Source organism: Heyndrickxia sp. FSL W8-0496 (genome assembly GCF_038007825.1).
GTDB classification, from domain to species: domain Bacteria; phylum Bacillota; class Bacilli; order Bacillales; family Bacillaceae_C; genus Heyndrickxia; species Heyndrickxia oleronia.
Genome location: NZ_JBBOXX010000001.1, coordinates 1,234,491 through 1,258,780 on the forward strand (window position 1 = coordinate 1,234,491; position 24,290 = coordinate 1,258,780).

Here is a 24,290-nt window from a genome sequence, read left to right on the forward strand (position 1 = left end):
GTATATGGAACGATTGGTTGATATGCAATTCACTGAAACCGTTTTGACGGAAATCCTAAAAAGGTTTAATCTTACACCTGATTACCAAAAGCTTGGCGATTTTGAAAATTACGTTTTTGAAGTATATGATCAGAATCATACACCAAAGATTCTTCGGGTGACCCATCATTCTCATCGTTCGAAGGAAGAATTGGAATCTGAACTTGATTGGATTCAATATTTATGTATTTGTGGGATTAAGATACCTAATGTAATTACTTCTCCAGCCGGCAATACAGTCGAAGCGTTCGAAGCTAATCAAAGTTATTTCTTTGCCAGCTTGTTTGAAAAGGCATTAGGTCAACCGGTTAAAGTTGATGGTCCATCGTTCAATGAAAAATTATTTTACAAATGGGGAAAAACGATTGGTAGGATCCATAAATATACGAAGGATTATGTACGAACACCAGAAATTGTTCAACGAGCCCAATGGGATGAAAATGATCTTCTTGATTTAGATAAATATTATACTGGAGAAGACGCGCTGCTTCTAGGGAAGGTAAACAAAGTTATTGATAACATAAAAGAACTTCCGAAAGAACGAAATAGCTTTGGACTAATACATACGGATATTCATCATGGTAATTTTTTTTACGATGGAGAAATAATTCAGGTATTTGATTTCGATGATGCCAGCTATCAATACTTTGTTTCTGATATAGCCATTCCGTTATACTATGCAACAAATTCAAAGCATTTTTATGGAACAAGAGAGGAACGTAATCAGTTCGCACAAAAATTCTTGCATGCCTTCCTTGATGGCTATGATGAAGAAAATCAGCTTACAAGAGAATGGCTTACAACGCTGCCATTATTCTTAAAACTGCGGGATATTGATTTATATGCTGTTTTTAATAAAAAAGTAGCACCAGAAGATCGAAACGAACGTGTTTTGCATTGGCTAAAGGAAATAAGGGAAAGAATTGAAAATGAAGTAGCTATTGTAGATGTATCTTTTATGTGATCAATTATGACAAAAAAATAAACGATTCGACAATCTTTTTCGAATATGACAAATTCGACAAAAAAATCTTTCGTTTTAAGCAGGAATTTGGACGGGTATAATAGAAATATATAAACATAGCTTTAATTATAAGGCATCATTTTACACTCAGCATTGAAAGACAAGCTGAGGGAAAATGCAGCCAAATGACAAGGAGGATTCCATATGATGAACTACAACATTCGTGGGGAAAACATTGAGGTAACTCCAGCAATTCGGGATTATACCGAGAAAAAGGTAAGTAAGCTTGAACGATACTTTATCGAAGTACCTGAAGCAAATGTACATGTAAATTTAAAAGTATATCAAGATAAAACGGCAAAAGTTGAAATAACCATTCCTCTACCGCAATTAGTCTTAAGAGCGGAAGAAATAAATAATGATATGTATGCAGCGATTGATTTGATTGTTGATAAATTAGAACGCCAAATCCGCAAGCATAAAACAAAAGTAAATCGCAAGTTCCGTGAAAAAGGGAATACAAAGGAATTCTTTGCAACAAATGGAAGTCCTCAAAATGATGTAGAGGATGATGGGGATCTTGAGGTTGTTAGAACGAAACAATTCGATCTCAAACCAATGGACAGTGAAGAAGCGGTTCTGCAAATGAATATGCTAGGTCATAACTTCTTTGTCTTTACAGATGCAGATACGAATCAAACGAATATTGTTTATCGTCGAAAAGACGGAAAGTATGGTCTTATCGAAACGAAGTAAACTGTCGTATGGGGCTGGCCCTATGTATCACTTCAATATATTGTGGTATGGGGTCTGCCCCCTTTTCCTATTCAGAGAGCCTTTATTAGACGATAAGATAAAGAATATAAAGCTTGCAAGAAATTGAAATAAAGTGGTGGGAAGATGAAGATCGATGATACCGACCGAAAGATCATGGAGTTATTAACTGATAATGGTCGAATGTCCTATGCAGATATTGGGAAGCAATTAAATTTATCTAGGGTTGCAGTTAGGGAGCGAGTCAATCAATTAATGAACAATGGGGTAATTGAAAAGTTTACTGCCGTTATTAACTCTGAAAAAGTAGGGAAACATGTTTCGGCCTTTTTTGAAGTGGATTGTGAACCTGCCTTCTTAGTAGAAGTAGCGCAAAAGCTCGCTGAAAACCCAAGTGTAGCTAGCTGTTATCAAATGACAGGACCAAGCACTCTTCATATGCATGTCCTTGTAGATGATTTTTCAAGCTTAGAAAATTTTATCAATAATGAATTATACGGATTACAAGGAATCACTCGGGTTGAAAGCAATATCCTCTTGAGAAGATTTAAAAGTCGTAGCGGGCTTAAATTATAGAATGATGCCAGGAAACTAGCTCCTGGCATTTTTTTGTGTTCATACTATGACTTAAATGAAAGTACGAATAAGAGTATAAAGTATGTTGCTTCTTTCTTTATTTATAGCCTTTACACCAAACCAAAGCTAAGGCGGTTCTTATGGAATTTTTGCAGCTCTTACTAAAGTGAAATCGGGATATATGGTCTTTAACTTATATGTATTCGTTAGGATTTTACCTAACGAATACATGTAGCCATACTCAGTTGCTATTTATTCGTTATAACTTTACTTAATTAGCAACAATGTTTGAGATAAGAGACTTTTAGAAAATAGTCAAATCATATGGAGTTTAGATTCAATTTTCTATATAATCATAATTAAGTGATAAAATTACGTTTGTTAACCATATACAAGAATTAATAATCGAATGTAAATGAAAACCAACGGTTTTATGGGAGTGGGATAAGTGAAAATGGATCATCTTTATCAACCGTACTCATCAATTCGAAATACTGTTTTTGCAAGAAAAGGAATGGTGGCAACTTCACAGCCTTTAGGAGCACAGGCAGGCCTTGAAATTCTTCAAAAGGGAGGCAATGCGATTGATGCAGCGATTGCAACTGCTGCTGCATTAACAGTAGTAGAGCCTACATCAAATGGAATTGGAGGGGATGCCTTTGCCCTTGTGTGGGTGAATGGTCAATTATATGGCCTAAATGGCAGTGGCCCGGCACCAGCAGCTATCTCGATTGAAGCTGTCAAAGCTAAAGGATATGAGCGGATGCCAAAGTTTGGGGTTATCCCGATTACTGTGCCTGGTGTCCCATCTGCATGGATAGAGCTTTCAAAAAGATTCGGGAAATTACCATTTAAAGAACTGTTTTCTCCAGCCATTCGTTATGCCAAGGAAGGGTTTCCTTTAACACCAGTTTTAGGGAAGTATTGGAAATTGGCATATGCACGTTTTAAGGAAGCTTTAAAAGGGGAACAGTTTAACCCTTGGTTTGACACGTTTGCTCCAAATGGGAAAGCTCCAGACATTGGTGAGATGTGGAGTTCGCCTGGCCACGCTGCCACTTTAACATCCATTGCCGAAACGAATGCCGAAAGTTTTTATCGAGGTGAACTTGCTGAAAAAATCGTAGAGTTTATTCAAAAATATGATGGTTTCTTAACAAAAGAGGATTTAGAGAATTATCGAGCAGAATGGGTAGATCCCATTTCAACGAATTATCGGGGCTATGATGTGTGGGAAATTCCTCCCAATGGGCAAGGCTTACTTGCTTTAATGGCATTAAACATTGTTAGTGGCTTTGATTTTACTGAAAAAGATACGATAGATACGTATCATAAACAAATAGAAGCAATAAAACTAGCATTTACAGAAGCGAAGGAAGTAATTACAGATCAAAAGCATATGAAAATTTCAGCCGACTATTTATTGTCTGATGAATTTGCACATATCAATCGTTTACGAATTAATGATAAGGCGATCACACCTGAGCCTGTCCAGCAGCCAAGTGGTGGAACAGTATATTTAGCGACGGCTGACGCTGAAGGCAATATGGTTAGCTTTATACAAAGCAATTATATGGGATTTGGCTCCGGTATTGTCATACCTGGAACAGGGATTGGTCTTCAAAATCGGGGGTTCGATTTTTCTCTTGAACGGGCACATGCTAATGCCTTACTTCCGGGAAAGAAATGCTATCATACAATTATTCCAGGCTTCTTGACAAAAGGGAATGAGGCGATTGGCCCGTTCGGAGTTATGGGTGGATTCATGCAGCCACAAGGGCATTTTCAAGTAGTGATGAGTACAGTCGATTTTCATTTAAATCCTCAGGCAGCATTAGATGCTCCTCGTTGGCAATGGGTGGATGGGAAAAAAGTGATGGTTGAGCCTCATTTTCCCAATCATCTTGTTCAAGCGTTAATTAGAAAAGGGCATCAGATTCAAGTAGCGTCTGATACTGGTGGTTTCGGTCGTGGTCAAATTATTTGGCGGAATCCTCAAACGGGAGTATTAATAGGTGGAACGGAATCAAGGACAGATGGTGCAATCGCAGCATGGTAAAACAATGCTATAATATACAATGTTTTTATGAAGAGGATTAATCTAATGGATAGATAATAACTTTTATAAAGAATGTTCGTATACTTTTTATTCTTTATTTTAGTTTTAATAAGTTTAAAGGATTGTGATTTGTTTTGGTATATTGGGATATATTTATTGCGTTTTTTCGAGCAGGAATGCTTGGATATGGCGGAGGTCTTTCGGCCATTCCATTGATGCATAGGGAAGTAGTTGAAAACTATAAATGGATGAATGATGAGGATTTTTCAGATATTCTTGCGCTTGCAAACACATTGCCTGGACCAATTAATACAAAAATGTCTGGATATATTGGCTGGAGAGTTGCTGGTTTTTGGGGAATGATGAGCGCGGTCATTGCTACAGTGATTCCAACCGTTATTTTGATGATCATTTTATTAACGGTCTTACATGCATACAATGATAAGCCATGGGTTCAAGGGATGTCGCGAGCAGTCGTCCCAATAGCAGGCGTCATGTTGGGGGCATTAACATGGGATTTTATCAAAAAATCCAAAAACTCTATGGGATGGATATCTACGATAATCGTTCTTGTGATTAGTATCATTATCATGCAAATACTTGGCTTGCATCCTGCTATTTTAATTGTAGGACTGTTGGTAGCTGCTTTATTTTCTCGTCAGAAACAGAAAGATAAGCAGGTGAAGGCATCATGATCTATTGGAAAATTTTTGTCGCAAATTTTATGGCTAACTTTTTAGGGTATGGTGGTGGACCAGCATCGATCCCGCTTCTTGAGCATGAAGTTGTCGATCGCTATGGCTGGTTCACTGTTCATGAATTTAGTGAAATGGTTGCACTAGGTAATGCATTGCCGGGCCCAATTGCAACGAAATTAGCTGGATTTATCGGCTATCAGCAAGGCGGAATTTTCGGAGCTTTCGTCGGATTATTCGCATCGGTTGCCCCATCCATTCTATTATTGATTATCCTTTTAGGCTTGTTACTGAAATTTAAGGAATCTCCTAAAGTAAAAAACATGACAAAGCTTGTGCGGCCAGCTATTGCTGTGTTATTAGGAGTCATGACCATCGACTTTTTTTCCAGTTCCTATGAAGGCATCGGGATTTTTCATACGGTCTTCCTTGGAGGGGTCAGTCTGCTATTACTAGAAAAGTGGAAAATTAGTCCTGTCTATGTTATCTGTGGTGCTCTCGTGTATGGGGCAATCTTCCTAGGTTCCTGACACCATTTAATCATTTTCTTTGAATAAAGTTGTAAGAAGATGAGTAAATGGTGCCTATTACCATAAAAGTCTTTAAATATTTTTCTATGGTTGGTATGATTAGAGGTGACTACAACTATGGGGTGAAGTGTAATGAAATTTTTGAAGATTTTAGTAGGATGTTTACTTATTTTGTCATTAGCTGCTTGTGGAACAACAACTAGTAGTGATTCAAGTAAGGAAAAAGAAACTACAAAAGAAGAAACTTCAGCAGAACAAGATCAAGTGACGAATAAAGAAGATTCAACCAATGAAAATCAAACAACAACCGAAGAAAATTCATCAAAAACAGAAGGCACTTCTGATGAAAACATTGTGAAGGCTGAAGGTACATACAATGGACAAGCTGATGGTCACTCCATTGAAGTGGAAACTGCAGATGCAGTATTAGTTCTTGATACTTTAGAATCAAATGTAAATCTTGATCAGTTCAAAAGTGGTGACAAAATTACTTTTGAATACATTGCAAATGAAGATGGACAAAATATTTTAAAAAGCATCGAATTACAAAAATAAGTGAATGTAAGTGGATGGGGATGTCTGATCGTTAGGTTCAGCATCCCCTTTCTATTTATAACGATAATAAAGTCCTCAGACAAGTATTAGCAGCCACTGCTAGCATATTTCTATTTCTTCTCCTTTATCGTCGAGTCGTTTCTACTCGATTCTCTTGATTCTATCTCAGATTGACATCTACGAAGATGAAATGGTCCTTTCAAATTAGTGAATACTATCCATTTTTCAAAGGTTTTGAGTACTGAGAGCTAAGAACATCATTGTTCATTTTCGCTGATAAGTTGTCACTTTATAGGAGACAATGGTAAAATTCAATTAGTATAAAAATTTGGATGCATTGTAAGAGGATTTATTCAAAAAGGAAACTGTAGATATGTTAGTAAAAATCTACATATATATTTAACATTAAAAATCCCTTACATTTTAGATATAAAGGAGCGTTTACTAAATGGTTGCTTTTTTAGAAAAAGTTTTTGATGCAAATAAACGTGAAATCAAACGTCTTGATAAGATGGCACAACAAATTGAAGAGTTAGCCTCCGATATGGAAAAGCTGTCAGATGACCAACTAAGAGAAAAAACAGAAGAATTTAAACAACGCTATCAAAACGGAGAAACATTAGATGATTTATTAACTGAAGCCTTTGCTGTAGTTCGTGAAGGTGCACGTCGTGTGCTTGGACTTTATCCATACCATGTGCAATTAATGGGGGGGATTTCCTTACATGAAGGAAATATCTCTGAGATGAAGACAGGGGAAGGTAAAACCTTAACTGCAACAATGCCTGTTTATTTAAATGCTCTATCTGGAAAAGGAGTTCACGTTGTAACCGTGAACGAATATTTAGCGAGCCGTGATGCTACTGAGATGGGTGAATTATATGAATTCCTAGGATTAACGGTTGGCTTAAACCTGAACAGTATGTCAAGTGAAGAAAAGCAAGAAGCCTATGCAGCAGATATTACGTATGGTACAAATAATGAATTAGGCTTTGATTATCTACGTGATAATATGGTTCTTTATAAAGAGCAGCGTGTACAGCGTCCATTGCATTTCGCAGTAATTGATGAGGTCGACTCGATCTTAATCGATGAAGCGAGAACACCGCTGATTATTTCCGGGCAGGCACAAAAGTCTACTTCATTGTATATTCAAGCAAATGCTTTCGTCCGTACATTAAAAAAAGAAGAAGACTACACCTATGATGAAAAAACAAAAAGTGTTCAATTAACTGAAGAAGGTATGAATAAAGCTGAACGTGCCTTTGGAATTGAAAATCTTTTTGATATTTCACATGTAACACTTAACCATCATATTAATCAAGCATTAAAGGCAAATGTGAGTATGCATTTAGATGTTGATTATGTCGTTCAAGATGGTGAGATTGTGATTGTCGATCAATTCACTGGTCGTATGATGAAAGGTCGACGCTTTAGTGATGGCTTGCACCAAGCAATCGAAGCGAAAGAAGCTGTTGAAATTCAAAATGAAAGTATGACAATGGCTACGATTACCTTCCAAAACTACTTCCGTATGTATGAAAAGCTTGCAGGTATGACAGGTACAGCTAAAACAGAGGAAGAGGAATTCCGCAACATTTATAATATGAGAGTTATCGTCATTCCAACGAATAAGCCGATTGCTCGTGATGACAGACCCGATTTAATTTATGCAAGCATGGAAGGGAAATTCCGGGCAGTTGTCGAGGATATTCATGAACGACATAAAAAGGGCCAACCGATTCTTGTCGGTACGGTTGCTATTGAAACATCGGAATTGATTTCGAAGCTATTAACGAAAAAAGGGATCCGTCATAATGTATTAAATGCGAAGAACCATGAGCGTGAAGCAGAAATCATTGCAGAGGCAGGGCAAAAAGGCGCTGTAACGATAGCTACCAATATGGCTGGTCGTGGAACCGATATTAAGCTTGGTGAAGGCATAAAAGAGCTTGGTGGTCTTGCTGTAATTGGTACAGAGCGCCATGAATCCCGCCGGATCGATAATCAGTTGCGTGGACGTTCAGGTCGTCAAGGAGATCCAGGGGTTACCCAATTCTATCTTTCCATGGAAGATGAATTAATGCGTCGCTTCGGATCTGATAATATGAAAAACATGATGCAGCGTTTAGGTATGGATGACTCACAACCGATTCAAAGTAAGATGGTTTCTAGAGCGGTTGAATCTGCCCAAAAACGTGTAGAAGGTAATAACTTTGACTCACGGAAACAGTTACTACAATATGATGATGTATTAAGACAGCAACGTGAGATTATTTATAATCAACGGAATGAAGTCTTAAATTCTGAGGATTTACGTGAAATCGTTGAAAAAATGATCTTGTCGGTTATCGAACGTAATGTCCAATTGTATACACCAAGCAATGAAGATGAAGATAATTGGAATCTTCAAGGAATAATTGATTTCGTCAATGCGAATCTTTTACAAGAAGGTGATATAACCATTGAACAATTACGTCGTAAAGATCCTGAGGAAATGGTCGATCTCATTATGGAAAAGGTGAAAGCTCGTTATGATGAGAAGGAAGAGTCATTAACGCCTGAACAAATGCGTGAGTTTGAAAAGGTTATTCTGTTACGTGCAGTGGATTCAAAATGGATTGATCATATTGATGCAATGGATCATTTAAGACAAGGGATTCATTTACGTGCATATGGACAGGTTGACCCATTACGCGAATATCAAAGTGAAGGCTTTGCGATGTTTGAAAACATGGTTGCTGCGATTGAAGATGATACGGCTCGCTATGTAATGAAAGCGGAAATTCGCAATAATCTTCAACGTGAGGAAGTCGCTAAAGGGCAAGCTGTTAACCCGAAAGAAGACGGGGAAACGGTGAAGAAAAAGCCAATTAAGAAAACTGTTAATGTCGGGCGAAACGATCCTTGTCCATGTGGCAGCGGTAAGAAATATAAACAATGCCATGGGAAAAACGCGTAACTATAATTATTGAACTATATATCAACGGGACAGGTGAAACATACCTGTCCTATGTAATTTACTTCTGAGGTGATAAAAAATGGAATTATTTGAAATAAGATCTGAACTTGAAAATACAGCTAAAAAACTAGCGGACTTTAGGGGGTCTCTTTGACTTAGAAAACAAAGAGGCACGGATTGCAGAACTCGATGAAAGAATGCTTGAACCAGATTTTTGGAATGATCAGCAAGGAGCACAATCAATAATTAATGAGGCAAATGGTCTCAAAGATATGGTTAATGAATATAAGGATCTACTTGATATACAAGAAAATCTCGAATTAACACATGACCTTGTGAAAGAAGAAAATGATCCTGAGCTGTTTAAAGAATTGGAAACAGAATTAACGAATTTAGTTGACCGTTTGAATCAATTTGAGCTTCAGCTATTACTAAGTGAACCATATGATAAAAATAATGCGATATTAGAGCTTCATCCAGGTGCCGGAGGGACAGAATCACAGGATTGGGGTTCTATGCTTCTTCGTATGTATACCCGCTGGGGAGAGAAAAAAGGCTTTAAAGTGGAAACATTGGATTACTTACCTGGTGATGAAGCAGGTATTAAAAGTGTCACATTATTAATAAAAGGACATAATGCTTATGGTTATTTAAAAGCGGAAAAAGGAGTCCATCGCCTTGTAAGAATTTCTCCTTTTGATTCGTCTGGACGTCGCCATACATCATTTGTGTCCTGTGAAGTAATGCCCGAATTTGACGATGAAATCGAAATCGACATTCGTACGGAAGATATTAAAATTGATACGTATCGTGCGAGCGGTGCTGGAGGACAGCACATTAACACTACTGATTCGGCTGTACGTATAACACATATTCCTACAGGAGTAGTTGTTACATGTCAATCTGAACGTTCACAAATTAAAAACCGTGAGCAAGCAATGAAAATGCTAAAAGCAAAATTATATCAACGCGAAATTGAAGAAAAAGAAAAAGCACTTGCAGAAATTCGTGGTGAGCAAAAAGAAATTGGTTGGGGAAGTCAAATTAGATCCTATGTTTTCCATCCATATTCAATGGTGAAGGATCATCGTACGAATACAGAGGTTGGTAATGTTCAGGCAGTTATGGACGGTGACCTTGATAATTTCATCAATGCTTATTTACGTTCACGTATATCTTAATTCATAAAAATCCTTTGCCTTTTTAGGTGAAGGATTTGTTTATTTGTGTGAACAAAATCTTTCATTTTTACTTTATTTCTAAATAATCTTGAATAAAAACAACCCCCGTATGATAAAACTATCATCATAAAGGTTTTAGTGGACTCTTTTTGTGCAGGGTTAGCGCATGATAGTATTATCAAAGCTTAGTCAATCTGTAAAAAATTAAAAATAGAGGGATATCTGACATTGTTGTGGTTCTCAAAGAGAGTTCATAAAGTTGATACAATTAGCGAAAACCTTGTGATCACTGCATTTGTCACGGTTTGGCATCATATTAGCTAAAGGGAAAAGGTTTCAAAAGCTAATAGGAAGGTATATAGTAAAAGTATAGGATTTATTTTCCAAAAATCAAGGAGGTTGAATGAAGTGGTCAAAAAACTACTAGGAATTGTTATGATTTTTACACTAGCATTCGGGTTGGCTGCTTGTGGTACTGACAAGGATAATAACAAAGACACAACAAAGAATAATGACACAACAACAAATGAAAAGACAACAACCGATACAGCGAATGCTGGAGATGCTGAAAAGCTCTTTAGCCAAAACTGTGCAAGCTGTCATGGTGGAAACCTTGAAGGTGGAGTTGGTCCTAATTTAACAAAGGTTGGATCAAAATATAGTAAAGATGAAATTCTTAACATTATTAAGAATGGTAAAAAAGGTGATCAAGGTGTAATGCCTGGTGGACTTCTTTCTGGCGATGATGCCGATGCAGTTGCCGGATGGTTAGCATCTAAAAAATAAAACACTCTTAAAAACCTGATGTCGAAACTCGTCATCAGGTTTTTTTTTTGCTTAGACTAAAATATCGGAAATTATAGAACTTTTTTACTAATTTTTCTTTGAGAAAAATAGCGAACTTTTGAAAGAATTAGGTATAATTTTTATAGAAAAATCAAGCTCTGAAATATAAATGTAATATAATTTACCATTAACATTGGGGTTTATGATGTTATAATAGGTTTGTGATTAAATTCGATAGGATCCGTCAGTATTCGATTGAACTGCGAAAGATGACGTTTTTACTAATATTATGGCAAAATAAAAGTGGATATCTACTGTAAACATCCGCAAAGTATAGGTGATTAAATGATTGAAATGCAAAATGTATATAAAAAATATCCAAATGGGATTATTGCCGCTAATAATTTGAATATCCAAATTAAACAGGGAGAATTCGTCTATGTCGTTGGACCTAGTGGAGCAGGCAAGTCTACCTTTATAAAAATGATGTATCGTGAGGAAAAAGCGACAGAAGGAAGCATCGTTGTAAGCGGAGTTAATTTAAGTAAATTAAAAAATAGTCGTATACCTTATTTCCGTCGGCAAATAGGTGTTGTATTCCAAGACTTTAAGCTTTTACCTACACTGACTGTTTTCGAAAATGTAGCGTTTGCACTTGAGGTAATTGAAGAGCAGCAAAGTAAAATAAAAAAACGAGTAATGGATGTTTTAAACTTAGTTGGCTTGAAACATAAAGCAAGAATGCTGCCAACAGAATTATCTGGAGGAGAGCAGCAGAGGGTGTCGATTGCACGTTCAATTATCAATACTCCTCAAGTGGTTATTGCAGATGAACCTACCGGAAACCTCGATCCTGAAACATCATGGGAAATCATGAACATACTACAAGAAATTAACTCGCGTGGGACAACTGTAGTAATGGCGACACATAATCGGGAAATCGTGAATACGATCAGACACCGAGTGATTGCCATTGAGGGCGGTCGCATTGTCCGCGATGAACAACGGGGGGATTACGGTTATGAAAGCTAGAACGGCCGGGCGGCATCTTCGTGAGAGTTTTAAGAGCTTAGGACGTAATGGGTGGATGATGTTTGCATCAGCCAGTGCGGTGACTATAACACTTTTACTAGTAGGCGTATTCTTCGTCATTATGATGAATATGAATAAAATTGCTTCTGATATTGAAAATGATGTAGAAGTTCGAGTTCATATCGACTTAACGGCAAAAGCACAGGATCAAGAAGCCCTTAAACAAAAAATTGAAAATTTAAGCCAAGTAGAGTCTGTTAAATTTTCATCCAAAGAAGAGGAACTTCAAAGCTTAATTAAGACGATGGGGAAAGATATGGAGCTTTTTGAGCAAAAGAATCCTCTGTATGACGTATTTATCGTAAAAACGAAGAAACCTACAGATACGCCATCCGTGGCGAAGCAAATAGAGAAATTTGATCATGTGGAATCAGCCAAATATGGCGAAGGGAAAGTTGAAAAACTATTTAATGTCTTAAAAATTAGTAGAAATGTTGGACTAGTTCTTGTAATTGGTTTACTATTTACAGCTATGTTCCTTATTTCAAATACGATTAAAATTACCATTTTTGCTAGACGAAAAGAAATTGAGATTATGAAATTAGTAGGGGCAACCAATTGGTTTATACGCTGGCCATTTTTAATGGAAGGTCTGTGGTTAGGTGTTATTGGTTCTATTCTGCCAATTCTCATTATTACTGTTGGCTATTACTACTTGCATAGTTTCTTAGCACCAAGGTTACAAAGTCAATTAATACAAATCCTGGATTTCAGTCCATTCGTATTTGAAGTTACTGGTTTACTCTTATTGATGGGGATTTTAATTGGTATTTGGGGAAGTACGATGTCCATTCGTCGTTTCTTAAAAATATAAAATAGACCATTTTTATAGACTGTCTGTTAAGCATTACTTCAGACAGTCTAGATATACATATATAGAAATTTTTTAAGGGGGATTAAGGTTGAAGAGACGTTCACTACTTTCAATTACTTTAGCATCTGTTCTTGGAATTGGCAGTGTACTCGCTTACCAATCGGATGCATTTGCTTCGAAACTATCAGACTTACAGAATCAAAAAAAGAATGTTGAATCGAAAAGCTCAACGATTAAATCTGATATTAATGAAAAAGATGAAGGCATTAAGGAAATACAAGGTAAGCAAAATACACTAGAAAATGAATTAGCCTCATTAGATATTAAAATTGCGACTACAGATGAGCAAATTCAAGAAAAACAACAACAAATTAAAGAAGCTCAACAAGCTATTGACAAATTAAAAACAGAAATCAGTGTCTTGAAAAAACGAATCGAAGAAAGAAATCAATTATTAGATCAACGTGCTCGTGCCATTCAGACAAATGGTGGAAGTTCCGTTAACTTTTTAGATGTGATTTTAGGATCAGACAGTTTTGCCGATTTATTAGATCGAATGTCTGCTGTTACGACATTAGTAAATGCGGATAAACAAATTATTGAAGAACAGAAAAAAGATCAGGCTGAATTAGAGAAGAAACAAGCAGATGTTGAGAAGAAGCTAAAAACCCTTGAAGAAATGCAAGCTAAATTACAATCAATGAAGATTGAAATGAATCAACAAAAAGCTCGTAAGAATCAAATTATGAAAGAGCTTGGCAAGCAAAAGAAGCAGCTTGAAAATGATAAACTCTCTTTAGAAGAAGAGCAATCGATTTTATCAGCGCAAAAATCTGCAATTGAAAAGGCGATAAAATTAGAAAAAGATCGAATCGCAGAACAAGAGAGACTTGAAAAACAAAGACAAAGACAAAGACAGCAGCAGCAGAGTCAGCACTCTTATTCTGGTGGAGGTAGTTCCTCAGATACACCACCGGTTTCATCTGGTTCATTTATGAGACCTGCACAAGGATATATTTCTTCGGAATTTGGTAATCGTTCCTTTGATGCAGATGGATTCCATTCTGGGATTGATATTGCTAAGGGAGGCACTGTTCCAATTGTCGCAGCAGGTGATGGAGTAGTTACAAGATCATACTTTTCTTCAAGCTACGGGAATGCTATCTTTATTACGCACTCAGTTAATGGACAAATTTACACAACGGTTTATGCACATATGAGTTCGCGTCTTGTTGGGGATTCAACTCCTGTTCATAAAGGACAAATCATCGGATACATGGGAAGTACTGGACAAGCCTATGGCCAACATTTACATTTTGAATTCTATGTCGGTCCATGGACAGCATCCCACTCAAATGCAGTTAACCCTAGAAACTATATCAGCTTCTAAAGATTAAAAGTCACATCAATAATGATGTGGCTTTTTTATGTATAATACATGTATAAAAACTTATTAAATGTGTAAATGGTGCCTGAGATAACTTTATATGGTATGATACTGGTGAGTTTATTTATTCGAGAAATATGGGATCTTGTTAAAGGAGTTCAGGATGACAATTCTTACGATTTTGTTAGCATTCTTCTTCATTTTAAATTTTATTTTATCAGGTATCGTTATATTTCTAGAACGGAGAAATATAGGGGCAACTTGGGCGTGGTTGTTAGTTTTACTTTTCATACCTGTTGCTGGATTTATTATATATTTAATTTTTGGACAAAATTTAAGCAGAAGAAGAATTTTTTATTGGAAAGATCAGGAGAAAATTGGGATAAAAGAAATATCTCAGCGCCAAATAGATATGCTCAGAAATAATAAATTTCCTTTCCATGATGAACGTACTGTTCAATATAAAGAACTTGTTTATATGCTTCTTGTTAATGATGATGCGGTTATGTCCCATGACAATGATGTAGAAATTTTTATTGATGGGGATGACAAATTTCAATCGCTTTTTGAGGATATAAGAAAGGCAAAGGATCATATCCATCTACTCTACTACATCGTTCGTGATGATTTATTAGGTCAGAAGCTCGTAGAACTGCTGACGATTAAGGCGAAAGAGGGGGTAACTGTTCGTTTCGTTTATGACGATATGGGCTCAAGAAGACTACCGCGTAAATTCTTTAAGTCACTAATCGATGCAGGGGGCCAAGTCGCTTCATTCTTCCCAGCTAAAATCCCGATGCTTAATTTGCGAGTAAATTTTCGCAATCATAGAAAGTTAGCCATTATTGATGGAAATATTGGTTATATCGGTGGTTTTAATATTGGTGATGAATATTTAGGTTTAAATAAGCGATTTGGATATTGGCGTGATACTCATTTGAAAATTACCGGAAAAGCTGTATATGCTATGCAAACACGCTTTATTCTTGATTGGAATCAAGCTTCATCAAAAGAAATCAGGTATGAGGAAAGATATTTCCCGGACATTCCTTCCATTGGTTACACAGATGTTCAAATTGTATCTAGTGGTCCTGATTCAGAATGGGAACAAATTAAAAATGGTTATATTAAAATGATCAATTCTGCCAAAAAGTATATTTTCATGCAAACACCTTACTTTATCCCCGATGATAGTTTATTAAATGCAATAAAAATTGCTATTCTATCTGGTGTCGATGTAAGGTTAATGATCCCTAATAAGCCGGATCATATGTTTGTGTATTGGGCTACCTATTCCTATGTAGGTGAGCTATTGAAAACTGGTGCAAAGGTTTATATTTATGATAATGGATTTATTCATGCGAAAATGTTAGTGGTCGATGGGAAAATTGCAACCGTCGGAACAGCAAATATTGATAATCGAAGTTTCCGTTTAAATTTTGAGGTTAATGCATTTTTATATAGTCATCATATTTCAAAGAAACTCGAAAAAATATACATGGATGATATGGGAAAATCAAAGGAATTAACATTAGAAGAATATCTATTACGTCCGAAATGGATTCGTTTTAAGGAGTCCATTTCTAGATTATTATCTCCGATTTTATAACGTTACGAAAAGAGGGTTGCCCGAGATATAGGCAACCCTCTTTTTATTGTCTGCAAACTTATTTTGACAAAAGTGTACGGAAGGCGTACAATTTAAAATATTTTAATTTTAGTGATAGTTTCTTAACTATTTAACTAAATGGATATGGGGTGCTAATTGAATGGGAAAATCATTTGAAACAGCAATTGTACATAATTCTTTAATAAATACATCGAATATACATAGTAAAACAACACCAATATATCAGACCTCTGCATTTACGTTTCAATCATTGGAGGAATTAGAAGAGTTTTATCATGGGAATATTCCATATCTCTACTCTCGGACTGGTAACCCGAATACAGATGAATTAGGACAAGCTGTTGCAAGATTAGAAGGTGCTCCTGATGGTGTTGCTACATCCTCAGGACTCTCCGCTATTTTAGCAGGGATATTAGCTGTAGCCTCTGCTGGCGATCATATTGTTGCGGCAGATGATATATATGGCGGAACCCATCATTTATTAAAACATGAATTAAACGAACTTGGAATTGAAACCACATTTATCCCTTTTAAAGATGCTTCAACAATTCGAAAGGCGATTCAATCGAATACAAAGCTTCTTTATTCTGAAACAGTGACCAACCCATTTTTACGGATAGAAGACGTGACTGAATTGGTTCGAATCGCAAAGGAATTTCAGCTTTGTACAATGGTAGATAATACATTCGCAACTCCATATTTATTGCAGCCGTTTATCGACGGAGTGGATATTGTGGCTCATAGCGCAACGAAATATATAGGTGGGCACAGTGATGTAACCGCTGGTGTAGTCGTTGGAACAGAAGCATTGATGGCAAAAGCAAGGCAAAAGGTAGTTAATTTGGGTACAAATTTAAGTCCCTTTGAAGCATGGCTTACTAATAGAGGGTTAAAAACACTTGCATTAAGAATGGAGCGCCAAGCATCCAATGCTCAACTGTTAGCAGAAAGCCTAACGAATCATTCTAATGTAAAAAAAGTTTACTATCCAGAAAATCTTTCAAGTAAGGGAAATGGTGCGATAGTTACCATTGAATTAGGAGAAGCTGTAGATATTCATCAGTTTTTTTCCTCTTTAGGTTGGGTAAAACTTGTTCCCACATTAGCAGGAGTGGAAACAACTGTATCCTATCCGTTTGGAACATCTCATCGTAGTCTTACTTTAGAGGAGCAAGAAAGCATAGGAATCAATCAGTGGGTCATTCGTATTTCGGTAGGAATAGAAGATTCAGCAGATATTATTAAGCAATTTGAGTGTGCGATAGAAGCCGCATTATAAGATTGGTAAAAAGTTTAGTATCGTTTGCTACTTTGATAAAAAGTCATGCTTTTTCACTTAGCGGCTGTTTTAAAGGGATGAAAGAAAAATCCACTAAAAAGTTTTTTTAATAGAAAAAAGGTTGACGAACTATTCATCCATCTTTTATAATGCAAAACAAGAGCAATTTAAAATTTTCTAAATTTAATAATCACTCTTATCGTGAGCGGCGGAGGGACTAGGCCCTTTGAAGCCCGGCAACCTTCAAGCATTCGTGCTTGAAAAGGTGCTAATTCCTACAGATCAATTAGATCTGAAAGATAAGGGGAGGAACTGATATAATAAGCCCTCTTCTTATGAAGAGGGTTTTTTGTTTCCCCTCATTCCATACTTCTCAAATCCCACAACAGAGGAATTACTCAATGAACCTTACCTAGTTTAAGCGGCTTAATGTTATTAGCCAATGAATGTTATTTAGCCTCACCTGAATAATAAAAAAGATCTAGGAGGAATTCAAAATGACGAATGAAAACTATCAACCGGAAACGTTATTACTTCATGGGGGACAGCAACCTGATCCAACCACAGGTTCACGGGCCGTTCCTGTTTATAAGACGACATCCTATGTTTTTAAAGATACAGATCATGCCCAAGGGTTATTTGCCCTTGAACAACCTGGCTATATTTATACAAGAATTGGCAATCCAACGGTTGATGTATTTGAGCAGCGTATTGCCCTTTTGGAAGGGGGAACAGCAGCTGTCGCACTTTCATCAGGGATGGCGGCCATTGCTTTTTCTATTTTAAATATTGCTAGTGCAGGAGATGAAATTATCGCTGCTGGAAATCTTTATGGTGGGACATTTAATCTCTTTGCAACGACGCTGCCTAGATATGGGATTCAAGTGAAATTTGTTGATGCAACTGATCCGGAAAATTTTCGGGAAGCAATCACTCCAAAAACGAAAGCTCTTTTTGCAGAAATTATTGGCAATCCAAGCTTACATGTCTTAGATGTTGAGGCAGTAGCTAATGTTGCCCATGAAAATGGAATCCCGTTGATCATAGATAATACCTTCGGAACACCATATCTTTCTAATCCAATAAAATGGGGTGCTGATATTGTTGTTCATTCCGCTACTAAATGGATTGGCGGACATGGAACGACAATCGGCGGTGTCGTGATTGATGGTGGTAAATTTGATTGGAATAGTGATAAATTCCCTTATTTTAAAGAGCCGGATGAAAGCTATCATGGCCTTCGATATGGCATTGACGTGCCTCAAGCAGCATTTGCCACAAAACTTCGTGTGCAGTTATTGCGTGATTTCGGTGCTAGCTTAAGTCCTGATAGTGCATTCTTATTATTACAAGGTCTTGAAACATTGCATCTACGTGTCCAAAAGCATAATGAAAATGCATTGAAGATTGCCCAGTTTTTACAAGATCATCCTGCCGTTGCTTGGGTTAATTATACAGGACTAGAGGAACATCCTTCATATGAGCTTGCAACTAAATATTTCAAAGGTGGTTTTGGTTCAATTGTCAACTTTGGGATTAAAGGTGGTCGGGAAGTAGGAAGAAAAGTCATCGATGAGATAAAATTATGGTCTCATGTTGCAAATGTGGGGGATGCAAAATCTTTAATTATCCATCCTGCATCTACTACCCATCAACAGCTTAATGCCGAGGATCTTAAACTAACAGGTGTAACAGAGGAACTGATTCGCCTATCGGTCGGCTTGGAAGCAGTAGAAGATTTAACAGCAGATTTAGATCAAGCGATTGTAAAAGCAACAAGTGTCACAGTATAGAAATAGTAGATTTTTGCACAGTCGGTCAGGTGAATAAGGGGGATTTCTTAATGTCAGTCATAAAGGCAGCGCTTTTAGGTTTTGGAACGGTTGGTGAAGGTGTATATACTGCGATACACTCCCATCAACAGCAGCTTAATGAACTGCTGGGAGTAAGGGTGGAAATTGTTGCGGTATTGATTCGGGATAAAAATAAAAAGAGAGACATTGAGTCGAATATACTTGTCACAACAGATTTCGAAGAGATTCTTAATATACGTGATTTGGATGTAGTTTTTGAAGCGATTGTTGGAGAGGAGCCAGGTTACACGTATTTGAAGCAGGCAATTGATAAGGGCATCCATGTGATCACAGCTAATAAGGTCATGTTTGCAAAATATGGGCAGGAATTAATTCATAAAGCAAAGCAACAGAATGTAAAACTTGCATTTGAAGCAACAACGGCTGGTGGGGTTCCAATTATAAGAACTATCCAACGATTGCTGCAAGTTAATCGAATTACAAAGGTTCAAGGGATACTAAATGGCACCTCAAATTTTATTTTGACAAAAATGAGAGAGAACAAATTGTCATTCGAGGCAGCTCTTCATTTAGCACAGCAAAAAGGCTATGCGGAGGCTGACCCGACGAATGATATTAGTGGTAAAGATGCCTTTTGTAAATTAATGATATTAAGTCAACTTGTATTTGGTGAACAGCCATGCTGGTCTGAAGTGAAAATTGAAGGAATCACTTCGATTTCCCAGCAGCAAATAGAAGAAAAAGAGCATCATGGTCAAAGATATAAGCATATTGCGGAGATTTATAAAGAAGGTCAACGGATAAAAGCATCTGTAAAGCCGATTATTGTTGACAGTAATCACCCACTGTACTCGATTGAAGGTGTCGAAAATGCCATTGCACTAGAAGCAAGCTTGGTTGGAAATATTACATTACAAGGACCTGGAGCTGGGAAAATGCCTACAGCGAGTGCAATGATTGAGGACTTTGCTGAAATAGTCCAACATCAACAGTTACAGGAGAAAATCCCTGCATTTCAAATGTAAAACTGGCGAGTTCGCCAGTTTTTTTGTTTAGGAAATGACAACCATATAGAAATACTTTTTATCTATCGCCTAGCCCACCTCTGAGATCAAGAAACCAATAATGTAGTTGTTGAATTTAAGAATATGTGTACTTGTCGAGGGCTGATTAAGGTGCACGACTGGATTTGTTTAATATCCTCGTTATGAAAGTTTCATAACTCGTCCTTTTCTCACATATATTGAAGAATAGGCTTACAAACTATGCGGAACCAATCTTACTCCCTTAGCGGAAGGATCCGTCAGCATGCTTTTTAAGAGAGGGGGACGCTTATGAAACGGAAATGGATGGCAGTGATGGTCTCAGGTGCATTAATAACAGGTGCAAGTGGAACATATGTCGGAATGAAATGGTTTGAAGCAGAGGATGTTCAAATAAATGATCAATCAAAGGACGAGCATTTTCTGGAATCTACAAATAGCAAGGGTCAATCCCTTCCAGATTTAGCGAAAATCGCCCAAGCATATAATCTCATCAAAGGTTCTTATGTTGAGGAAGTGGATGATCAACAACTAGTTGAAGGGGCAATTCAAGGTATGGTGAGTACTTTAGATGATCCATACTCGATATATATGGATGCCAAAACAGCTTCTAAATTCAATCAAACATTAGAATCTTCATTTGAAGGAATTGGAGCAGAGGTAACCGCAAAGGATGGAAAAATCCTAATTGTTTCCCCATATAAAAATTCCCCTGCAGAAAAGTCGGGGTTAAAACCGAGAGATGAAATTATCAAAATTGACGGGGAAAGTATTGAAGGTCTAGATTTGTATCAAGCTACAACAAAGATTCGCGGAAAAAAAGGAACGACAGTAACGCTTGATATTAAGAGGGAAGGAGTTAGTAAAGCCCTTCAATTTAAGGTGAAGCGTGATGAAATCCCGATGGAAACAGTATTTGCAAGTATAAAGTATGAAGGGAATAAACCGATTGGTTACATTGAGATCACGCAGTTTTCCAAAGATACCGCAAAAGATTTTAAAAGAGAATTAAAAAAACTTGAAAAACAAAATATGAAAGGATTAATTATTGATGTAAGAGGAAATCCGGGAGGGCTTTTGCTTAGTGTTCAAGAGATTTTAGATACACTTGTAACGAGTCAAAAGCCTTATTATCAAATCCAACAGCGTGATGGTGAGAAGCTACCCTACTACTCAAACCTGGAGAAAAGTAAACCGTATTCGATTGCTGTCCTCGTAGATGAGGGGAGTGCATCAGCATCGGAAATTCTTGCAGGAGCATTGAAGGAAGCAGAAGGGTATACATTAATTGGTGAAAAAACATTTGGAAAAGGAACAGTTCAGGATGCTGTTCCAATGGGAGATGGAAGCACAATAAAATTAACAATGTATAAATGGCTCACACCAAACGGAAATTGGATTCATCATAAGGGAATTCAACCTACAATCGAAATGAAACAACCAGATTATTTTTATATTCATCCATTAGAGGTTGAGCAAACATTGAAGCCTGATATGAATAATGAGCAAGTTAAAATTGCACAGAAAATGCTTGATGGTCTCGGATATTCACCGGGGCGTAGTGATGGTTATTATAATCAAAAAACAAAAACAGCAGTAAGAGCCTTTCAGAATCAAGTAAACCTACCTGCAACAGGAGAGCTTGATGTGAAAACAGCTCAGCGACTAGAAGAAGAAATTATCTCAGCAATTAAGGATGAAAAAAATGATCTTCAATTACAAGTTGCATTAAAATACTTTCAATAATCTCTATGTATCTATTTATTTTGAAGGAGATAAAACCAGTTATACATTTCTTAACCACCAAACCGATCAATCGAATATAGGTTGTTGTTTTAGTAAAGCCCTCCTAGCGATATTTAAACCTAGTAATACTCATTCAACTTTATGGATTTTACAATGAAATGGAGGGGTTAGTCTTCAACCTATATTCATTAGTTAATGATTAACCTAAAATAGCAATAATGTTTAGGAAAAGAGCTTTAATATAAAACTGATCATAGGTTTTATGCGAACAATCTGCTAAAATAAGAATAATAGATTGTACTTGGTAAGGTGGTGGAAGAAATTGAGTCAGGTGTGGTTAATTGAAATCCTAAAAGGAATAGGGAAGTTCTTTCTTCATCCGATCTTCTATTATTCGATCTTTTTGGCTATTCTTGCAGGGATTGTTCGAGTAAAAAAAGAACGGAATGATTTCCATATTCGTGTATATGATATATATCAAGAATTGCGCTATCTATTACCAGCAGGTTTATTAATAGGATTAATTGTATCTTTGATTACGATTAGCAGTGGTTTTGTTATCTCTTTTTCAATGATTGCTGTACTTGCTATTATAACCATCGTACTTAGCCTTATTGGAAATTTTCGCTATCTATCTTCTGCATTTACCATTGGTTTTTCGTTTATCCTATTATTTTTAGCTAGCGAAATGAATTGGGATATTCCAATATTATCTGAACATCCATCAGACAGTAGTTTGTCAGGATTTATTGTAATACTTGGTATACTGCTGATTGTTGAAGGGATTCAAATGGTTCGGAATGGAACAAAGAAATTTTCACCAATTCTTCGAGAAAGTCGTCGTGGATTAACGGTAGGAGCACATCAAGTAAAAAGAATATGGTTGATACCGGTTTTTTGCTTCCTTCCTGTTGGGCCTATGACTGCTCCTTTTGAATGGTGGCCGACCTTTGACTTTGGTACTACATCCTATTCACTCATTCTTATCCCATTTGCTGTTGGCTTCCAACAACAAATCCAAAGCACATTACCACAAATAGCGGTTAAGCGGATTGGTATGAATGTTATATGGCTTGGGATTATTGCTTTAGCAATTGCAATAGCTGGTATGTGGTGGTCTATCTTTTCCATTGCAGCTGTTATTATTGCGATAATAGGAAGAGGATGGATTTCTTACCGTCATCGAGTCCGCGAAAATTCAGCAACCTATTATTTCACTCCTCAGAAAAAAGGGCTTATGGTATTAGCCATTATTCCTTTTTCACCAGCCGAGAAATTAGGGCTGCAAATGGGAGAGATTATTTATAAATGCAATGGACAAATAACACTTAATAAGGATGAGTTTTATAAAGCTCTTCAAAAAAATCGTGCGTATTGTAAATTAGAAGTTTTTGATGTGAACGGAGAAATACGCTTTGTTCAAGGTGCGTTATTTGAGGGAGATCATCATGAGCTAGGGATATTAACAATTGAGGATAAGAAAAAGTGGAATGGCAATGAAGCATCTTAGCCTTATTTTCTATCATTTTCTCAAAGGAACCATGTCAATCTGATATGGTTCCCTTTATGTCATTAAATAATTTTGAGGTGGAGTATGAGTCAGTTTACACACTTAGAATTTCTACAAAATATAGGTTCACAAAAGCCAAAAACAATAAATAATCATGAGACACAATGCCCCTTTTGTCAGGTGGATCAGCTAGAAAACATTCTAGCACAACAAGATACGATCATTTTATTGAAAAATAAATATGCAACACTAAAGGATACTTTTCAAACAGTATTAATTGAAACAGACCAATGTCAATCGGATCTATCTTTATATACGAAAGAACATCTTTATCAATTGATAGATTTTGGTGTTCATCATTGGTTGGAGATGGTAAATAGCGGAAAATACACTTCTGTTATATTCTTCAAAAATCATGGTCCGTTATCAGGAGGGACGATTCGACATCCCCATATGCAAATTGTTGGACTTCGGAATATCAATTATCAACATAATATAAATAAAGCTGATTTTATGGGGATTGAAATAGCAAGTCAATCAAGTGTAGAGTTCAATCTCTCAAGCAAACCAAGAATGGGCTTTTTTGAATATAATGTTTTATTGCACGATCTTAAAGATTTGCAGATCATGGCGGATTATATTCAATTAGCCGTACATTACATTCTTCATCATAATCATTTTAAATGTGAAAGCTACAATCTTTTTTTCTATCAAATAGATGGGCAGATAGCTTGTAAAATTATCCCTAGATACATTACTCCTCCTCTATTTGTAGGGTATTCGATACCACAGGTCGCAAGTAATTTAGATGAAATTGTAGACCGAATAAAAAGCATCTATAAATTATAAGTCCT

The 24,290-nt window shown here is 36.6% G+C and carries 20 protein-coding genes and 1 riboswitch; all 20 genes read left to right on the forward strand.

Features of this window, described 5'->3' with window-relative positions:
• Positions 1-4: 4 nt before the first annotated feature.
• The 20 genes from NST63_RS06155 to NST63_RS06250 all read left to right on the forward strand — a co-directional run bounded on the left by NST63_RS06155 (position 5) and on the right by NST63_RS06250 (position 24,285).
• A complete protein-coding gene (locus tag NST63_RS06155) occupies positions 5-1,003 on the forward strand; it encodes a phosphotransferase (RefSeq protein ID WP_180212480.1) in 999 nt (332 codons plus the stop codon).
• Positions 1,004-1,207: 204 nt separating this feature from the next.
• Positions 1,208-1,759: a ribosome hibernation-promoting factor, HPF/YfiA family gene (gene hpf, locus NST63_RS06160; protein ID WP_212944625.1), complete on the forward strand. Its 552-nt coding sequence runs from the start codon at positions 1,208-1,210 to the stop codon at positions 1,757-1,759.
• Between the two features lie 144 nt (positions 1,760-1,903).
• On the forward strand, positions 1,904-2,353 hold the full coding sequence (locus NST63_RS06165) for an Lrp/AsnC family transcriptional regulator (protein WP_212944624.1): 450 nt from the start codon (positions 1,904-1,906) through the stop codon (positions 2,351-2,353).
• A gap of 454 nt (positions 2,354-2,807) precedes the next feature.
• Positions 2,808-4,412 (forward strand): gamma-glutamyltransferase family protein, encoded by a 1,605-nt coding sequence (locus NST63_RS06170; RefSeq protein WP_341044154.1) that lies wholly within the window; start codon positions 2,808-2,810, stop codon positions 4,410-4,412.
• 134 nt (positions 4,413-4,546) lie between these two features.
• Positions 4,547-5,107, forward strand: coding sequence for a chromate transporter (locus tag NST63_RS06175; RefSeq protein ID WP_180212482.1), 561 nt, complete (start codon positions 4,547-4,549; stop codon positions 5,105-5,107).
• The gene (locus NST63_RS06180) at positions 5,104-5,637 is read left to right on the forward strand and encodes a chromate transporter (RefSeq protein WP_058002934.1); all 534 of its coding nucleotides are present in this window, start codon (positions 5,104-5,106) and stop codon (positions 5,635-5,637) included. Before NST63_RS06175 ends, NST63_RS06180 begins: the two co-directional genes overlap by 4 nt.
• Before the next feature lie 132 nt (positions 5,638-5,769).
• The gene (locus NST63_RS06185; protein ID WP_341041594.1) at positions 5,770-6,192 is read left to right on the forward strand and encodes a hypothetical protein; all 423 of its coding nucleotides are present in this window, start codon (positions 5,770-5,772) and stop codon (positions 6,190-6,192) included.
• 448 nt (positions 6,193-6,640) lie between these two features.
• Positions 6,641-9,154 (forward strand): preprotein translocase subunit SecA, encoded by a 2,514-nt coding sequence (secA, locus tag NST63_RS06190; protein ID WP_078109831.1) that lies wholly within the window; start codon positions 6,641-6,643, stop codon positions 9,152-9,154.
• 79 nt (positions 9,155-9,233) lie between these two features.
• Positions 9,234-10,335, forward strand: a protein-coding gene (gene prfB / locus NST63_RS06195) for a peptide chain release factor 2 (RefSeq protein ID WP_152984724.1) whose coding sequence is annotated in 2 segments (ribosomal slippage) — positions 9,234-9,305 and positions 9,307-10,335 — 1,101 coding nt in all. Because the reading frame shifts where the segments join, the coding sequence is not laid out codon by codon here.
• 408 nt (positions 10,336-10,743) lie between these two features.
• Positions 10,744-11,121, forward strand: a complete 378-nt coding sequence (gene cccB / locus NST63_RS06200; protein WP_242598216.1) for a cytochrome c551 — start codon at positions 10,744-10,746, stop codon at positions 11,119-11,121.
• 345 nt (positions 11,122-11,466) lie between these two features.
• Positions 11,467-12,153, forward strand: coding sequence for a cell division ATP-binding protein FtsE (ftsE, locus tag NST63_RS06205; RefSeq protein ID WP_058002930.1), 687 nt, complete (start codon positions 11,467-11,469; stop codon positions 12,151-12,153).
• Positions 12,143-13,027 (forward strand): permease-like cell division protein FtsX, encoded by an 885-nt coding sequence (gene ftsX, locus NST63_RS06210; protein WP_071976514.1) that lies wholly within the window; start codon positions 12,143-12,145, stop codon positions 13,025-13,027. The genes ftsE and ftsX overlap by 11 nt, the downstream gene beginning before the upstream one ends.
• Positions 13,028-13,115: 88 nt before the next feature.
• Positions 13,116-14,417, forward strand: a complete 1,302-nt coding sequence (locus tag NST63_RS06215; RefSeq protein WP_078109834.1) for a murein hydrolase activator EnvC family protein — start codon at positions 13,116-13,118, stop codon at positions 14,415-14,417.
• 160 nt (positions 14,418-14,577) lie between these two features.
• Positions 14,578-16,023 (forward strand): cardiolipin synthase, encoded by a 1,446-nt coding sequence (cls, locus tag NST63_RS06220; protein ID WP_341041598.1) that lies wholly within the window; start codon positions 14,578-14,580, stop codon positions 16,021-16,023.
• A 160-nt stretch (positions 16,024-16,183) separates the two neighbouring features.
• Positions 16,184-17,323: a trans-sulfuration enzyme family protein gene (locus tag NST63_RS06225; RefSeq protein ID WP_341041599.1), complete on the forward strand. Its 1,140-nt coding sequence runs from the start codon at positions 16,184-16,186 to the stop codon at positions 17,321-17,323.
• Positions 17,324-17,516: 193 nt separating this feature from the next.
• A riboswitch (SAM riboswitch) is annotated at positions 17,517-17,629 on the forward strand.
• 191 nt (positions 17,630-17,820) lie between these two features.
• Positions 17,821-19,116 carry an O-acetylhomoserine aminocarboxypropyltransferase/cysteine synthase family protein gene (locus tag NST63_RS06230; protein WP_058002925.1) on the forward strand — a complete coding sequence of 432 codons (1,296 nt, stop codon included), beginning with the start codon at positions 17,821-17,823 and terminating at the stop codon, positions 19,114-19,116.
• A gap of 50 nt (positions 19,117-19,166) precedes the next feature.
• On the forward strand, positions 19,167-20,162 hold the full coding sequence (locus tag NST63_RS06235; RefSeq protein WP_212944619.1) for a homoserine dehydrogenase: 996 nt from the start codon (positions 19,167-19,169) through the stop codon (positions 20,160-20,162).
• A 309-nt stretch (positions 20,163-20,471) separates the two neighbouring features.
• Positions 20,472-21,926 carry a S41 family peptidase gene (locus tag NST63_RS06240; RefSeq protein WP_212944618.1) on the forward strand — a complete coding sequence of 485 codons (1,455 nt, stop codon included), beginning with the start codon at positions 20,472-20,474 and terminating at the stop codon, positions 21,924-21,926.
• A gap of 331 nt (positions 21,927-22,257) precedes the next feature.
• The gene (locus NST63_RS06245) at positions 22,258-23,436 is read left to right on the forward strand and encodes a PDZ domain-containing protein (RefSeq protein ID WP_341044155.1); all 1,179 of its coding nucleotides are present in this window, start codon (positions 22,258-22,260) and stop codon (positions 23,434-23,436) included.
• 84 nt (positions 23,437-23,520) lie between these two features.
• The gene (locus NST63_RS06250) at positions 23,521-24,285 is read left to right on the forward strand and encodes a DUF4931 domain-containing protein (protein ID WP_212944616.1); all 765 of its coding nucleotides are present in this window, start codon (positions 23,521-23,523) and stop codon (positions 24,283-24,285) included.
• The last annotated feature ends 5 nt before the right edge of the window (positions 24,286-24,290 follow it).

Excerpts from the sequence above, each read along its gene's own strand:
- NST63_RS06155 (WP_180212480.1), top strand. The coding sequence starts at position 5 with ATGGAACGATTGGTTGATATGCAATTCACTGAAACCGTTTTGACGGAA.
- hpf (WP_212944625.1), top strand. The coding sequence starts at position 1,208 with ATGATGAACTACAACATTCGTGGGGAAAACATTGAGGTAACTCCAGCA.
- NST63_RS06165 (WP_212944624.1), top strand. The coding sequence starts at position 1,904 with ATGAAGATCGATGATACCGACCGAAAGATCATGGAGTTATTAACTGAT.
- NST63_RS06170 (WP_341044154.1), top strand. The coding sequence starts at position 2,808 with ATGGATCATCTTTATCAACCGTACTCATCAATTCGAAATACTGTTTTT.
- NST63_RS06180 (WP_058002934.1), top strand. The coding sequence starts at position 5,104 with ATGATCTATTGGAAAATTTTTGTCGCAAATTTTATGGCTAACTTTTTA.
- NST63_RS06185 (WP_341041594.1), top strand. The coding sequence starts at position 5,770 with ATGAAATTTTTGAAGATTTTAGTAGGATGTTTACTTATTTTGTCATTA.
- secA (WP_078109831.1), top strand. The coding sequence starts at position 6,641 with ATGGTTGCTTTTTTAGAAAAAGTTTTTGATGCAAATAAACGTGAAATC.
- ftsE (WP_058002930.1), top strand. The coding sequence starts at position 11,467 with ATGATTGAAATGCAAAATGTATATAAAAAATATCCAAATGGGATTATT.
- ftsX (WP_071976514.1), top strand. The coding sequence starts at position 12,143 with ATGAAAGCTAGAACGGCCGGGCGGCATCTTCGTGAGAGTTTTAAGAGC.
- cls (WP_341041598.1), top strand. The coding sequence starts at position 14,578 with ATGACAATTCTTACGATTTTGTTAGCATTCTTCTTCATTTTAAATTTT.
- NST63_RS06225 (WP_341041599.1), top strand. The coding sequence starts at position 16,184 with ATGGGAAAATCATTTGAAACAGCAATTGTACATAATTCTTTAATAAAT.
- NST63_RS06230 (WP_058002925.1), top strand. The coding sequence starts at position 17,821 with ATGACGAATGAAAACTATCAACCGGAAACGTTATTACTTCATGGGGGA.
- NST63_RS06235 (WP_212944619.1), top strand. The coding sequence starts at position 19,167 with ATGTCAGTCATAAAGGCAGCGCTTTTAGGTTTTGGAACGGTTGGTGAA.
- NST63_RS06240 (WP_212944618.1), top strand. The coding sequence starts at position 20,472 with ATGAAACGGAAATGGATGGCAGTGATGGTCTCAGGTGCATTAATAACA.
- NST63_RS06250 (WP_212944616.1), top strand. The coding sequence starts at position 23,521 with ATGAGTCAGTTTACACACTTAGAATTTCTACAAAATATAGGTTCACAA.